At 42.9% G+C, this 15,144-nt stretch carries 11 protein-coding genes; 3 read left to right on the top strand and 8 right to left on the bottom strand.

Annotated elements, in window-relative coordinates; translation table 11 throughout:
* The first annotated feature begins 5 nt into the window (after window positions 1–5).
* Together hflX and KQP79_RS04880 are read left to right on the top strand one after the other, a co-directional pair.
* On the top strand, window positions 6–1,265 hold the full coding sequence (gene hflX / locus KQP79_RS04885) for a GTPase HflX (protein WP_004299188.1): 1,260 nt from the start codon (window positions 6–8) through the stop codon (window positions 1,263–1,265).
* 92 nt (window positions 1,266–1,357) lie between these two features.
* A complete protein-coding gene (locus KQP79_RS04880) occupies window positions 1,358–3,349 on the top strand; it encodes a DUF4954 family protein (RefSeq protein WP_008777231.1) in 1,992 nt (663 codons plus the stop codon).
* Here KQP79_RS04880 and KQP79_RS04875 read toward each other — a convergent pair.
* A complete protein-coding gene (locus KQP79_RS04875; RefSeq protein ID WP_225449858.1) occupies window positions 3,321–3,581 on the bottom strand; it encodes a hypothetical protein in 261 nt (86 codons plus the stop codon). The two genes, KQP79_RS04880 and KQP79_RS04875, sit on opposite strands and share 29 nt — an antisense overlap.
* Before the next feature lie 34 nt (window positions 3,582–3,615).
* Here KQP79_RS04875 and KQP79_RS04870 point away from each other — a divergent pair, with 34 nt between their 5' ends.
* The gene (locus KQP79_RS04870; RefSeq protein WP_004299191.1) at window positions 3,616–5,253 is read left to right on the top strand and encodes a fumarate hydratase; all 1,638 of its coding nucleotides are present in this window, start codon (window positions 3,616–3,618) and stop codon (window positions 5,251–5,253) included.
* A 167-nt stretch (window positions 5,254–5,420) separates the two neighbouring features.
* Here the strand turns inward: KQP79_RS04870 and pelA are convergent, their stop codons facing one another.
* From pelA to KQP79_RS04835, 7 genes are all read right to left on the bottom strand, one after another.
* Window positions 5,421–6,515 carry a pectate lyase gene (gene pelA / locus KQP79_RS04865; protein ID WP_074705865.1) on the bottom strand — a complete coding sequence of 365 codons (1,095 nt, stop codon included), beginning with the start codon at window positions 6,513–6,515 and terminating at the stop codon, window positions 5,421–5,423.
* Between the two features lie 150 nt (window positions 6,516–6,665).
* A complete protein-coding gene (locus tag KQP79_RS04860; RefSeq protein WP_004306530.1) occupies window positions 6,666–8,006 on the bottom strand; it encodes a TolC family protein in 1,341 nt (446 codons plus the stop codon).
* Window positions 8,003–11,035, bottom strand: a complete 3,033-nt coding sequence (locus tag KQP79_RS04855; RefSeq protein WP_004326257.1) for an efflux RND transporter permease subunit — start codon at window positions 11,033–11,035, stop codon at window positions 8,003–8,005. Before KQP79_RS04855 ends, KQP79_RS04860 begins: the two co-directional genes overlap by 4 nt.
* 15 nt (window positions 11,036–11,050) lie before the next feature.
* Window positions 11,051–12,136 carry an efflux RND transporter periplasmic adaptor subunit gene (locus tag KQP79_RS04850; protein ID WP_061447754.1) on the bottom strand — a complete coding sequence of 362 codons (1,086 nt, stop codon included), beginning with the start codon at window positions 12,134–12,136 and terminating at the stop codon, window positions 11,051–11,053.
* 99 nt (window positions 12,137–12,235) lie between these two features.
* Window positions 12,236–13,168 carry a ribosome small subunit-dependent GTPase A gene (gene rsgA, locus KQP79_RS04845; protein ID WP_004306535.1) on the bottom strand — a complete coding sequence of 311 codons (933 nt, stop codon included), beginning with the start codon at window positions 13,166–13,168 and terminating at the stop codon, window positions 12,236–12,238.
* A gap of 99 nt (window positions 13,169–13,267) precedes the next feature.
* On the bottom strand, window positions 13,268–13,828 hold the full coding sequence (gene frr, locus KQP79_RS04840; protein WP_004299198.1) for a ribosome recycling factor: 561 nt from the start codon (window positions 13,826–13,828) through the stop codon (window positions 13,268–13,270).
* 51 nt (window positions 13,829–13,879) lie between these two features.
* Window positions 13,880–14,791, bottom strand: a complete 912-nt coding sequence (locus KQP79_RS04835; RefSeq protein WP_008998952.1) for an EamA family transporter — start codon at window positions 14,789–14,791, stop codon at window positions 13,880–13,882.
* Window positions 14,792–15,144: the final 353 nt, after the last annotated feature.

Raw genomic sequence — 15,144 nt, 5'->3', positions numbered from 1 at the left:
AAAGAATGAAAGAATTTGTAATATCCGAAGCCAAAGTAGAAACAGCAGTGCTTGTAGGACTCATCACACAGACGCAGGATGAGCGTAAAACAAACGAGTATCTGGATGAACTGGCTTTCCTTGCCGAGACGGCTGGGGCGGAAGTTGTGAAACGATTTACACAGAAGTTGCCGACGGCTAACTCTGTGACTTATGTTGGAAAAGGAAAGTTGGAAGAAATCAGACAATATATCCATGACGAAGAGGAAGCAGAACGTGAAGTAGGAATGGTCATCTTTGATGATGAGCTTTCTGCGAAACAGATTCGTAATATTGAAGCTGAACTGAAAGTGAAGATACTGGACCGTACTTCACTGATTCTTGATATATTTGCCATGCGTGCGCAGACAGCCAATGCGAAGACACAGGTAGAACTGGCACAGTATAAATATATGTTGCCGCGTTTGCAGCGGCTTTGGACTCACTTGGAACGCCAGGGAGGTGGTTCCGGTGCCGGTGGTGGCAAAGGTTCCGTGGGACTTCGTGGTCCGGGTGAAACACAGCTTGAGATGGACCGCCGTATCATCCTGAACCGTATGTCATTGCTGAAAGAACGTCTGGCGGAGATTGACAAGCAGAAAGCTACCCAACGCAAGAATCGCGGACGCATGATACGTGTTGCACTGGTTGGTTATACCAATGTGGGAAAATCAACCATGATGAATCTTCTCTCCAAGAGTGAAGTGTTTGCGGAAAACAAACTGTTCGCTACTTTAGACACTACTGTGCGCAAAGTGATTATCGATAATCTACCGTTCCTGTTGTCAGATACAGTAGGGTTTATTCGCAAGTTACCTACCGACTTGGTAGAATCTTTTAAATCTACCCTGGATGAGGTACGTGAAGCAGATTTGCTTGTGCACGTAGTCGATATTTCCCACCCCGGATTTGAGGAACAGATTGAGGTGGTGAACAAGACCCTGGCAGAGATTGGAGGCAGTGGCAAACCTATGATACTTGTATTTAATAAAATAGACGCTTACACCTACGTGGAGAAAGCGCCGGACGACCTTACCCCCCGAACAAAGGAAAACTTAACACTCGAAGAACTGATGAAGACGTGGATGGCAAAAATGGAGGATAACTGCCTCTTTATTTCCGCCCGCGAACGAATCAATATAGACGAACTGAAAAATGTAGTTTATCAGCGAGTGAAAGAATTACACGTTCAGAAATATCCCTATAACGATTTTCTTTATCAGACCTACGAAGAAGAGGAAGAATAATCAATATGCTAATGTGCTGATGTGCCAATTGGTTGCGCATACTGCATCAGAATTGGCACATTGGCATATGGGCACATTAACACATTATTAAGATGAAAGACTATCGTAGATTGACTGAAGATGAGATACTTCAGTTGAAGAGCCAGTCATGTCTGGCCGATGATTGGGGAAATGTATCAGTGGCAGAGGGTTTTAATTGTGAGTACGTCCATCATACCCGTTTCTCGGGTGAAGTAAAACTGGGGGTATTCGAAGCTGAATTTACATTGCCGGGGGGAATCAAGAAACATTCGGGATTACGTCATGTGACGTTGCACAATGTGTCGGTGGGCGATAACTGCTGTATTGAGAATATACAGAACTATATTGCTAATTATGAGATTGGCAGTGACACCTTCATTGAGAATGTAGATATTATTTTAGTGGATAGGTTAAGCACTTTTGGTAATGGGGTAGAAGTGGCTGTCTTGAATGAAACAGGAGGCCGTGAGGTGTTGATGAACGATAAATTGTCTGCGCACCAGGCATATATTCTTGCACTGTACCGCCATCGTCCCGAGCTGATAAACCGTATGAAATCTATTGCGGATTATTATTCCAATAAACATGCTTCTGCTGTCGGCAGTATTGGCAATCATGTGATGATTCTCAATACGGGCTCGATCAAGAATGTCCGGATTGGTGATTACTGCCATATCTGTGGGACCTGCCGCTTATCCAATGGCAGCGTCAATAGTAATGTGACGGCACCTGTACATATCGGACATGGTGTAATCTGTGATGACTTTATCATCTCTTCCGGCTCTAAAGTGGATGACGGCACGATGTTGACTCGTTGTTTCGTCGGACAATCCTGTAAACTGGGACACAATTATTCCGCTTCCGATTCTTTATTCTTCAGTAATTGTCAGGGAGAGAACGGTGAGGCATGTGCTATTTTTGCAGGTCCTTTCACTGTGACACACCATAAATCTACTTTATTGATTGCCGGTATGTTCTCGTTTATGAATGCGGGTTCGGGGTCCAATCAGAGTAATCACATGTATAAGTTAGGTCCTATCCATCAGGGAACGATGGAGAGAGGAGCGAAGACCACTTCCGATTCATATATCCTGTGGCCGGCACGTGTCGGGGCTTTCTCTTTGGTAATGGGACGTCATGTTAATCATGCCGATACTTCCAATCTTCCTTTCTCTTACCTGATAGAGCAGCGGAATACCACTTATCTGGTTCCGGGAGTTAATTTGAGAAGTGTAGGTACTATCCGTGACGCACAGAAATGGCCAAAGCGTGATAAGCGAAAAGATCCGAACCGGCTGGATTATATCAATTATAACCTGCTGAGTCCTTATACCATTCAGAAGATGTTTAAAGGACGTTCCATTTTGAAAGAATTGAAACGTGTATCCGGTGAAACTTCAGAGATCTACTCCTACCAGAGTGCTAAAATCAAGAACTCTTCTCTGAATAACGGAATTCGTTTTTATGAAATCGCCATTCACAAGTTCTTGGGAAACTCCATCATAAAACGATTGGAGGGTATTAATTTCCAGACCAATGAAGAAATCCGTCAGCGACTGAAACCTGACACGGAAATCGGACTTGGCGAATGGGTGGATGTTTCCGGACTGATTGCTCCCAAGAGTGAAATCGACCGATTGTTGGATGGTATTGAGAATGGAACAGTCAATCGTTTGAAATCCATCAATGCAAGTTTCGCGGAAATGCACGAGAATTATTATACCTATGAATGGACATGGGCTTATCATAAGATTCAGGAATTCTATGGCTTAGATCCGGAAACGATTACGGCACAAGATATCATCGGTATTGTGAAAGCGTGGCAGCAAGCTGTTGTCGGATTGGATAAGATGGTATATGAGGATGCCAAGAAAGAATTTTCGTTGTCTTCCATGACCGGATTTGGTGCTGACGGCTCCCACGACGAAATGAAGCAGGATTTTGAGCAAGTACGCGGTGATTTCGAAAGTAATACCTTTGTGACTGCCGTCTTGAAACATATTGAAGATAAAACAGCTCTTGGAAACGAGTTAATCAAACGGATTGAAGCAATCGAATCATAATAGGAGTGGCAGATGGCGAACTGTGGATGATAAACAGGATATGATAAATAGCAAACTGTAAATAAAATAGTGAGTGGTGAACGGCAGATGTCAATGAATGGCATAGCTTGTTTACCGCTCGTTGTTTATTGTTTATGATTGTCTTTTGCTGTTCCTGCTTTTCTCCGTTATTCATTCTTAATTCTTCATTCATCATTCGCCATTCTTCATTCTTAATTACTACCTTTGCCACACTAACTAACATTACGTAATAAAATAAGAAACTTATGGCAACACCTCCGTTTAAGTATCAGCCCATGTTTGAAAAGGGAAAAGATACAACTGAGTATTATCTGCTTACAAAAGACTATGTATCAGTAAGCGAGTTTGAAGGAAATCCTATCCTGAAAATTGAGAAAGAAGGTTTGACTGCGATGGCTAATGCAGCTTTTCGTGATGTATCATTCATGCTTCGTCGTTCGCACAACGAACAAGTTGCTAAGATTCTGAGTGATCCGGAAGCAAGTGAAAACGATAAGTATGTGGCATTGACTTTCCTGCGTAACGCGGAAGTTGCTTCAAAAGGTGTACTTCCTTTCTGTCAGGACACTGGTACTGCTATTATCCATGGTGAAAAAGGACAGCAGGTATGGACTGGATATTCTGATGAAGAAGCGCTTTCACTGGGCGTATATAAAACATACACTGAAGAGAACTTGCGTTATTCACAGAATGCGCCTTTGAATATGTATGATGAGGTAAATACAAAATGTAACCTCCCTGCACAGATTGACATCGAAGCTACCGAAGGTATGGAATACGAATTCCTTTGCGTAACAAAAGGTGGTGGTTCTGCCAACAAGACATATTTGTATCAGGAAACAAAAGCGATCCTGAATCCCGGTACACTGGTTCCATTCCTGGTTGAAAAAATGAAAACATTGGGAACAGCCGCTTGCCCTCCTTATCATATCGCTTTCGTGATCGGTGGAACTTCTGCTGAAAAGAACTTATTGACAGTGAAGCTGGCTTCTACTCATTTCTATGATAACTTGCCGACTACTGGAAACGAATATGGCCGTGCATTCCGCGACATCGAACTGGAAAAAGAAGTTTTGGCAGAAGCTCACAAAATTGGATTGGGCGCGCAATTCGGAGGTAAATATCTTGCTCATGACGTACGCATCATCCGTTTGCCTCGTCACGGTGCTTCTTGTCCGGTAGGCTTGGGAGTATCTTGCTCTGCCGACCGTAACATCAAATGTAAAATCAATAAGGAAGGTATCTGGATTGAGAAACTGGATTCAAATCCGGGCGAACTTATTCCTGTAGAACTGCGTCAAGCAGGTGAAGGTGATGTTGTAAAGATCGACCTGAACCGTCCGATGCCTGAAATCCTGAAAGAGCTGACTAAATATCCGGTAGCTACTCGTCTGTCATTGAACGGAACGATCATCGTAGGTCGTGACATCGCCCATGCTAAACTGAAAGAACGTTTGGATCGCGGCGAAGACTTGCCACAATATATTAAGGATCATCCTATTTATTATGCAGGTCCGGCAAAAACTCCGGAAGGCATGGCTTGTGGTTCTATGGGTCCTACTACAGCAGGACGTATGGACTCTTATGTAGAACTGTTCCAAAGTCATGGCGGCAGCATGGTCATGTTGGCAAAAGGTAACCGTAGCCAGCAAGTGACAGATGCTTGTAAGAAATATGGTGGTTTCTATCTTGGCTCTATCGGAGGTCCGGCAGCTATCCTTGCACAGAATAACATCAAGAGCATCGAATGTGTGGAATATCCGGAATTGGGTATGGAAGCCATCTGGAAAATTGAAGTAGAAAACTTCCCTGCATTTATCTTGGTGGATGATAAGGGTAATGACTTCTTCAAACAGTTGAAACCGTGGAATTGCACAAAATAACCGGTTTTAACCTGTTGGGATAAAACTTTAAGAAGAGGCTAAATGCCCTGAATTTATAAAATCCCCTCACTCTGCAATGTAGTGAGGGGATTTCATCTTTTGAGGACTTAAAGACTTTCCGGATATTTATTTTTGTAGTGTAGATATCAGCCTTTCATCATTTGTGATTACTTGTTCTGTTCTTTTTTCCATTTTTCATATCTCTTCAATACCTTACTACCATCTTTGTTATACCAACTATAACCATTCCGGCGCTCATGCCCGATTTCCGATATATCATATTTTTTAATGCCGTCACGGTCGCAGAAAAAAGGCCGATTCGTTTCCAGTTCATAAAAACGTGCCCAGAGAGTTGGACAGTCTTCACAGGGAACCATACGATAGTCTTTTTTACCTTCACCGTTAGTGAAATATTCCTTCTGTATTCCTTTTATTTTAGACTTTTGGAACCATTTGATTGCTCCTTCTATGGATTTTACAATGTCTGTGGATGGATTAGGAAGTGACATCAACAGCAATACAATATTGTCCGACTCTTGTCCGCTTAGTGACGGAAGTTCATAAGCACGTGCTTTGCAGGGTTCCAAAGTGACACGGTCGTGTTGGGCGCACCATACTGTTAATTCACCATTTTGGCACACCTGCGTTTTGAGTATACACTCTATACCTTTGTTGAATGCATTGCGTGCTTGTTCGCAGATATTGTCAGGAAGAAAAGTATATGGAGCTTTCTTTTCGTATATGCTCCGAAGTTGATTCATGACTCTTACCATTGCATTGTCATTGTAGGTGATTTGTACATAATAACCTTTGGGACGTGGATAAAATTGAGGCCATCCTCCGTTTTCATACTGCGATTTGAGCAGATATTGAATACCGTTCAGCACTCCTTCTTTATATTTCTCTTTCTGTGTAGCCAGATAAAGTCGTGCCAGATATTCTATTTCTGTCGTGGTGGCATTGTTGTCGATTGTGCTTTGGTTGATATCCTCTTTGGCTTTTAGTGCCGCTTTATATTCCTGTTCTGTCAGTTCTGCCGGCATATAGATATTTTTTGGCCATCCTCCGGTGATTTGCTGATACAGTAACACGTTGTCACCAATGCGTTGGGCTTCTTCCGTCTTGAAGAAATCGTCGTCAAATTTAGGAGCGATGTGTACCCATTCTTTGTAATTTTGTTGTTTTCTGTAGTCTGTTGCTTTTTGGGCTGAGGCGTTTGTCAGGATAAAAAGTAGCAGTAAGAAAAGACCTGGTTTTCTCATGGCTTTATTATTTAATGTTTTTATAGTATGCAAATGTATGAAGAAAGAAAAATACTGATATGTAATAACTGTTTTTTATAGAGTAAAAATTGGGTTAACCCTCCCGATAAGAAGATTAACCCAATCAAAAAATAAATGGAAACTACTTCCTTATTCCAGATATTTCGTAATCTTTCCGCTGATTTGTAACAGGGATATTTCGCAAAGTTTCGTATTATATTCAGCAGAGAGGATGCGTTCCTCTGCATCTAACAAACTTTTTTGTGCTTCACGCACTTCAAAACCGGAGAGGTCTCCCTGTATATAACGGTCCATGGCAATATCGTGATTATCTTTGGCGGTTATCAGGTTTTGACGTTCCAGATTCAGCAATTGAAGATTGTTGCGATAGGCTTGCCATAGGTTACTGAGATCAGAGCGAAGTGCTAATTCCAAGTCCTGTCGTTCCAGGCGACGATTCTTGAAAGCCAGACTTGCATTTCTCTTTTCGCGGCGACGATTACCGTCGAAGATATTAAAACCGACAGTTATTCCGGCATTGAAGCCCAGTTCACCTCTTCTGCTGTTTGCATTGATGTCATACTTGTTGAACGTATATCCATATCCGGTATTTAATTTGAGATATGGATAGTTGCGTGAGTTTATTTTCTTGTAGTCCAATTGGGCAAGTACTGTGTTTTGATCGGCCTTGAGCAAAGAAGCATTGGTTGCTAACGTAGAATTCCACAAATCATCAAATTGCAAGTCGCTGTGTACGTCGATAGTGGAGTCTTTGATAATAATGTTTTGATTGACATTGTTGTTAGCCATCAGTTCATTCAACTGGATGCGTGAAGAATGTAGCAATTCCTGTTGTTTGATGTATTGGGCACTGTCTGCATTGAAATCCACCTTTGCCTGCTGATAATCCAGCCCTGAAAACTTACCGACCAGGTGACTAGCCTCGGCTATGCGCAAGCGCTCTTTGGAAAGTGACATTGCATAATGAAAGTTTTTCAGACGAATCTTCTGCTGGATAAAATTATAGTATTCGGAAGTCAGGGCAGCGATAAAATCTTCAATGGCAATACGCGTGTTGGTTTCCCCCTGACGTTCCAGCTCTTTCAACTGTTTGTAGGTGGTACTGATATTGAATCCGTCGAAAATAGTCCAGTTGAGGTTAAGACCGACATTAACTGTCTGATCGTAGACTCCGTTGTTCTTTGTTATTTCTCCGGTAGCACGCGCCTTGGTCTCAATATTGTCCAGGTTTCCGGTATATCCGGCAGAGAAGTCCAGTGTAGGCAGGTAACCTGCATTTCCCAACGTTGCGTTGTTTTTGCTGATCTGCTCTTCGTTATGGATGATACGTAAAGAGTAATTGTTTTGCAATCCTTCTTCCAGACACTCCTTGAGAGTGAGAACTTGTGCCTTTGCAAAAGAGACTGATAAGAAGGCACATGCAATGGTGATATAAATGATGCGTTTCATGCAAATTCCTTTCTGTTTCATTCTTGTAGTTTTTTGATTCGGTTAGTCGAAATGTAACTGTAAATAGCCGGTACAATGTACATCGTAAGCAGAGTGGATACGACCATACCACCCACTACCGCCGTACCCATGGCAATACGCTGGTTACAACCTTCTCCGGTGGCAAATGCCAGCGGGATAAGTCCCAAAACCGTAGAGGCACTTGTCATCAGAATCGGACGGAGGCGTTGAAGGGCAGCATCTTTGATGGCGCTCATTTTATCCTCTCCGGCTTCCTGTTTCTGATTGGCAAATTCTACAATAAGAATACCGTTCTTCGCCACCAGACCGATCAGCATGATAATACCGATCTGACTGAAAATATTCATCGTAATATCTCCGAAATACATGAAGACCAAAGCTCCGGCAATAGCCAGCGGCACTGTCAACATGATAATCAATGGATCTTTGAAACTTTCAAACTGGGCTGCCAGAATCAGGTAAATCAAAAGGATAGCCAGGATAAAGGCGAACATCAGACTGGAGGAACTTTCACGATATTCTTTCGAGTCTCCCGACAGGGCAGTGCGGAAAGTATCGTCCAGTGTTTCCTTGGCAATCTTATCCATCTCGTCCAAACCTTGCCCGATTGTTTTTCCATCTGCCAATCCTGCAGAAATCGTAGCTGACACAAAACGGTTATAGCGATATAACTTTGGAGGAGCAATACCGCTTTCCAACTCAATCAAGTTATCCAACTGAATCATATCCCCACTGTTGCTACGAACGTAAATTGCTTTCAAGTCAGCCGGCTTGTTTCGTTGCTGGCGGTTGATTTCACCAAGAATCTCATATTGCTTACCGTTCATATAGAAATATCCCATACGCTGACCGCTCAATCCATATTGCAGCGTTTGAGCAATATTTTTGGTACTTACTCCCATAATACTGGACTTGTCGCGGTTGATCTGGATACGTGCTTCCGGCTTACTGAACTTCAAATCGACGTCCGCCATCTGGAAGACAGGATTCTCATATACTTTAGCCATAAACTTAGGCAGTACTTCTTCCAACTTTTCCAAATTGGTAGCCTGAAGTACATATTGAACAGGCATACTTCCACGACGTCCACCAAAAGAAGACTGTTGTTGCACGAATGAACGCGCCATCGTTTTCTTCTGCACCGCTTTCGAAATCTTCTCGGCAACTTCCATCTGTGTGTAGTTACGGTCTTTCATGTCATGCAATGTGATACGCACGTTTCCGCTACCACTAGATACACGGGCAGTCACTGATTCCGCATCAGGAAGAATGGAGTCTACCAGCTGATTGATATCTTCCGTATAATCCCGGATATATTCATAAGTGACACCTTCTGCTCCTCGTGTATTGATACTGATTTGCGAACGGTCTTCAAGTGGAGCCATTTCCGCAGGAACTGCATTCCATAGAATACCAATCAGGCAAATCGTGATGAAAGTAAATGGGAGAGCGATCCAGCGTTTGCCGAGGAAAGCGGCAAGTGACCGACTGTATAGCCGGTTCATTCCTTCAAAGAATGGTTCTGTTTTGGCATAGAACCAACTCTGCTTTTCCCGTTTTATGAGCAATTTCGTTGCCAGCATCGGTGTGAAAGTCAATGCGGCAAATGAGGAAATAATAACCGAACCGGAAATTACGATACTGAACTCACGGAACAGTCGTCCCGTCATTCCGTCCATAAAGACGATCGGGAAGAATACCGCTACCAGTGTGATAGTCGTTGAAATAACGGCAAAGAAAATTTCTTTGGCTCCTTCTATGCCCGCTTCTTTCGGAGCCATTCCTTTCTCAATACGGATGTATATATTTTCCGTCATAACGATGGCATCATCTACCACCAGTCCCACCGATAGTACGATGGCGAGCATGGAAAGCACATTGATGGAGAATCCGGCCAGATACATGACGAAGAATGCACCGATAAGGGAGACAGGAATTACGATACAAGGCACCAATGTAACGCGCCAGTCACGCAGGAAGAGGAAGATAATGATAATTACGAGTACAAAAGCCTCATACACCGTTGACTTTACCTCATTGATAGACGCACGGATAAACTTGGTATTATCAAAACCGTAGTTATAGTGTACGTCTTCCGGCAAGTCCTTTTTCATCTGTTCCATACGCTGGTATACCGCATCCGCAATCTCAATATGGTTGGCTCCCGGCTGTGGAATAACAACGACACCTACCATCGGAACACCGTTCATTTTCATATAACTCTTGATGTCGGCAGGTCCCAGTTCGGCACGTCCGATATCGCTGAAACGGACAATACGGTTATTCTCTTCTTTGATAATCAAATCATTGAATTCATCTGCGGTATGCATCAATCCCAGTGTTCGGATAGTCAGCTCGGTGGTATTTCCTTCGATACTACCGGAAGGAAGTTCCACATTCTCATTGTCTACGGCGTTTTTAACGTCGATAGGAGTGATTCCGTAGCCGGCCATTTTAACCGGGTCGAGCCAGAGACGCATGGAGTAACGCTTTTCTCCCCAGATAGATACACTACTTACATCGGAAATGGTCTGTAACTGTTCTTTTACAGTCAAGTCCGCTATTTCACTTAATTCCAACAGGGAACGTTTATCACTTTGAAGAGCAACCATCAGGATCGGTTGGGCATCGGCATCCGCTTTTGAGACAGTCGGAGGGTCACAGTCGCGAGGCAGATAACGTTGGGCACGTGAAACCTTGTCACGCACGTCGTTGGCTGCTGTTTCCAAATCGACGGACAACTCAAATTCTACTGTAATACGGCTTTGTCCCTGTTGACTCACACTGGACAAAGAACGGATACCGGGAATACCGTTGATATTCTGTTCCAACGGTTCGGTTATCTGATTCTCGATAACATCGGCATTAGCTCCCGGATAAGAGCAACTGACAGAAATGATCGGATTATCCACTGACGGATATTCGCGGACACCCAGATAGTTGTATCCGATGAATCCGAAAAGGAGGATAATGATCGTTAATACTGTGGCTAATACCGGGCGACGTATACTTAATTCGGATATATTCATAGGGCGCTGGTATTATTAATCAATATTGTCAAGTGTGACTGCAAGTCCGGTGCGGAGCTGTAGTGTTCCTGAAGTAATGATTGTATCTCCTATGTGCAGCCCTCTTATTGCCTGTACTTCAGATGCCGTGCGGATGCCGGTAATAATATCCACCGGTTCGGCTTTTCCTGATTTATACAGATAGACTTTATCCTTACCCATTTCCGGCACGATTGCTTCTGTAGGGATGGCTATCGCATTAGGAATTTCTTCTTTTTTCAATAATACGCTTGCGTAACGGCCGGGAAGTAAGGTATGATGAACATTCGAGTATAATGCACGAGCGGTAAATTGATGCAGATTCGGGTCGATAGCCGATTCTACAGCGTATACTTGTGCGCCGAAAGCATCCAACGTTCCTTCCACACTGAAGTTGAGGTTAGTTCCCTTCTTGATTTGCTTGGCATAACGTTCCGGTACGGAGAATTCCACTTTCAATGGAGCGATTTTAGTCAGTTTGGCAACCACTGTAGTCGGAGAGGCATACGTACCGACACTGACTTGTCGAAGTCCGATAATTCCGTCAAACGGAGCGCGAAGTTCAGTCAGTTCGATATTGGTTTTTATAATTTCTATGTCGGCGTTCAGGGTAGCTAAATCCGTCTTAACCTGTTCGTAGGCTTCTTTACTGACAGCATCCCGTTTCAACAAAGCGTCCTGACGGAATACACGGTCTTCTGCCAGTTTCAATTGTGAAATCAATCTTTGCAATTGCGCCTGCAACTGTCGGTCGTTTACCTTGGCTAGTAATTGACCTTTCTTTACGGCTGTTCCTTCTTCGAAGTTGATTTCTACAATTTTTCCCGAAGTCTCGAAAGATAAATCCACTTCTTCGTCGGGCAGAAGCACACCGGTAGTGGTAAACTCATCTGTCAGGGATTGCGGTTTTATGACCTTGGCATTTACATTTAGTACTTGTTTCCCTCTTTTCTGATTGCCGCTCATTACTTTGTCGGCGGCTGCTAGTTCGTCGTTTTTTTTCGGTAATTGTGAGTAGATTCCTCCACCGATGATTCCGGCACCAACAAGAATAATGATGCCCCACTTAGTCTTCTTATTCATGGTTTAGTATTGTATATAGCAATTATATTATATGTCATCAAAGATTAGACTTCTCCCAAAGGGAAAGGTTTAAAGAAGAAAAAAGTAAAAAAGAGTTAATCAGTAGGCAGCCCGGTATTTCCCTTCCTCTTTATCTTCCAACATATTTAGATAAGAGGTATAGCGGGATTCGCTGATGAGATGTTCTTCCACTGCTTTGCGTACGGCACATCCCGGTTCATGACGGTGGGTGCAGTTACCATATTTGCAGTCGGCAGAAATTTTGAATATTTCAGGAAAATAGTGTCCGATCTCTTCTTCCTCCATATCGAATGTGCCGAAGCCTTTGATGCCCGGAGTGTCGATAATATAACCGTTCCCTTCTACGGGAAACATCTCGGAGAAAGTGGTGGTATGCATTCCTTTGTTATGGTAAGAAGAAATCTCGCCGGTTCTGGTTTCTATGCCCGGCAGTATGGAATTGATAAGAGTTGATTTGCCGACTCCCGAATGTCCGGAGAATAAGGTGATTTTGCTTTCCAGAGCTTTCTTGATTTCCTCCACTCCATTACCGTTCTTTGCGGAAACTTTGAAGCAGGGATAGCCAATCTGTGTATATAAGTTGATGAGTGCGTCCAGATAGCGGAGTTCGTCCTCGTCGTAAGCATCTACCTTATTAAATACCAGTTTGACGGGAACACGATAGGCCTCTGCGGATGCGAGGAATCGATCAATAAAAATAGTGGAAGTTTCGGGATAATTGATCGTTACCACCAGCATACACTGATCGAGATTGGCGGCAAGGATGTGGGATTGTTTGGAAAGATTGGAAGAACGGCGAACGATGTAGTTCTTTCTATCTTCTATTTCGCTGATAAAAGCAGTGCCTTCCTGATTAAGTATAATCTGAACACGATCGCCTACTGCTACAGGATTAGTGCTGCGAATCCCTTTCAGTCGGAAATTACCTTTGATTTTACATTCGATAGATTGTCCGTCATCGGTTTTCACCTGATACCAACTACCCGTGTTTTTGATTACTAATCCCTTCATTTATTTAGTTGATAGTTAATAGTTGATAGTTGAGAATTGGTTGCATTATCCAGTAACTGCATAGTAACTATCAACTCTCAACTATCAATTCTCAACTAATTAAACAGTCATAATTTCTTTATCCTTTTCAGCCAGCATATCATCGATTTGCTTGATATACTTATCATGGATTTTTTGCAGTTTGGCTTCCGCATTCTTCTGTTCGTCTTCTGCCAATCCGTCTTTTACAGCTTTCTTCAGTGCGTCGATACCGTCACGACGAGCGTTACGTACACTAACTTTAGCCGTTTCACCTTCTCCTTTACACTGTTTTGCCAGTTGTTTACGACGTTCTTCCGTCAAAGGAGGAATACCGATACGGATCATTTCACCATTGTTTTCAGGCATGATACCGAGGTCAGAGTCGATGATTGCTTTTTCGATGACACGGAACATGCTTTTATCCCACGGCTTGATTACGATACTGCGGGCGTCCGGAGTAGTAATTGCTGCTACATTGCTGATAGGCACCATACTTCCGTAAGAATCTACGCGGATACCATCTAATAAGCGGGCACTCGCTTTTCCAGCGCGGATATGTGCCAGTGCTTCTTCCAGATACATGATGGCCATATCCATTTTTTCTTGTGCATTGTCAAGGCAAGTCTTTACGTCTACCATATTTTTTGAGATTTAAAATTGCATTTTGATTGATTAAGTAGCAAAAGTATATTATTTTTTGTTCATCTGCAACAGCATTCCCATCTTTTTTATGAGCGACTTACCGATGATAATCAAGGTAACAGCGGTGATAATCATTAAAATACCTACCATTAACCGGGGAGTCAGTTTTTCGTGAAACAGGAGAACACCGAAAAATAGAGCTGTCACCGGTTCCAGAGCACCCAATATGGCTGTTGAGGTAGAGCCTATATAATGGATGGCGAGTGCGGTACAGATCAGAGATACGGCAGTTGGCAGAATGGCTAGTGTCAGCACGTCGGCCCAGAGCCAGGCTGACGGTATTATTTGCAGTTCCGTACAAAAATTTAAACGGACGATATAAACCGATAGTCCGAACAAAATGGCATAGAATGTGAGCTTGGTGGTCGGCAGGTTTTTCAGCGTCGAACGGTTCACACCTACTATATATATAGCATAAGAGAGTGAGGACAGCAGAACAAAGATAATTCCCAAAGTCGACAGCGGTTTGTTTCCGTCTCCCTGATAGAGCAAGGCGATACCAGAAAGTGCCAGCAGGATGGAAAAAACGGTAATTGCGGAAATCTTTTCTTTGAAGAATATCCCCATAATGACTGCTACCATCACCGGATAGACAAAGAGAATGGTAGAAGCAATACCGGCATCCATATAATTATAGCTCATAAACAAAAGTAGTGATGAAAAAGAGAATAGCAATCCCATAATGACTAAGGGCAAGACGTCTGCCTTATGAAGCGCAAAAGACTGGTGCTGCATTTTCATCAGAATACCCAATACGATTGTCGCAAAGAAGTACCGGTAGAATAAAACGGTATCGACATTCATTCCGGCTGCATAGAGCGGAAGTGCAAAAAGAGGATTCATACCGTAGCTGGCAGCGGCAATCGCTCCATAGATAAAACCTTTGGTTTTGTTGGTCATTGTTTTGCTTTTTTTTAATGGCGTGCAAAAGTACGCAGTTCACCAATGATAAACAAGCGTTTAGGCGGTTGGTAGTATAATTTAATCTTTCGTATGCTAAAAACTATTTCTTAGTGAAGAGGATACTAATCTTGTTTATGCATAAAATTAATCGTCTGACAATTGTTAAACTTGCGTCTGACTACTGTTGAACTTTCGTCTGACAACTGTCAGACGAAAAAGAATCAACTGTCAGACGACTAATTTTATTCGATCGGGAGATTAGTTATACGCAGTCTGAGGAATAATTAACAGGCAATAGTCAATCAGGTTTTTGCATAAACACTTGCATATATCTTGGATTTTCCCGAATA

Origin of the sequence: Bacteroides sp. DH3716P (genome assembly GCF_025914115.1) — a bacterium.
GTDB lineage: Bacteria > Bacteroidota > Bacteroidia > Bacteroidales > Bacteroidaceae > Bacteroides > Bacteroides ovatus.
Note: the sequence above shows the minus strand (reverse complement) of the source record. Positions and strands in the feature narration are given on the sequence as shown.

Coding starts and splice junctions, on each gene's coding strand:
- hflX (WP_004299188.1), top strand. CDS start 6: ATGAAAGAATTTGTAATATCCGAAGCCAAAGTAGAAACAGCAGTGCTT.
- KQP79_RS04880 (WP_008777231.1), top strand. CDS start 1,358: ATGAAAGACTATCGTAGATTGACTGAAGATGAGATACTTCAGTTGAAG.
- KQP79_RS04870 (WP_004299191.1), top strand. CDS start 3,616: ATGGCAACACCTCCGTTTAAGTATCAGCCCATGTTTGAAAAGGGAAAA.
- pelA (WP_074705865.1), bottom strand. CDS start 6,515: ATGAGAAAACCAGGTCTTTTCTTACTGCTACTTTTTATCCTGACAAAC.
- KQP79_RS04860 (WP_004306530.1), bottom strand. CDS start 8,006: ATGAAACAGAAAGGAATTTGCATGAAACGCATCATTTATATCACCATT.
- KQP79_RS04855 (WP_004326257.1), bottom strand. CDS start 11,035: ATGAATATATCCGAATTAAGTATACGTCGCCCGGTATTAGCCACAGTA.
- KQP79_RS04850 (WP_061447754.1), bottom strand. CDS start 12,136: ATGAATAAGAAGACTAAGTGGGGCATCATTATTCTTGTTGGTGCCGGA.
- rsgA (WP_004306535.1), bottom strand. CDS start 13,168: ATGAAGGGATTAGTAATCAAAAACACGGGTAGTTGGTATCAGGTGAAA.
- frr (WP_004299198.1), bottom strand. CDS start 13,828: ATGGTAGACGTAAAGACTTGCCTTGACAATGCACAAGAAAAAATGGAT.
- KQP79_RS04835 (WP_008998952.1), bottom strand. CDS start 14,791: ATGACCAACAAAACCAAAGGTTTTATCTATGGAGCGATTGCCGCTGCC.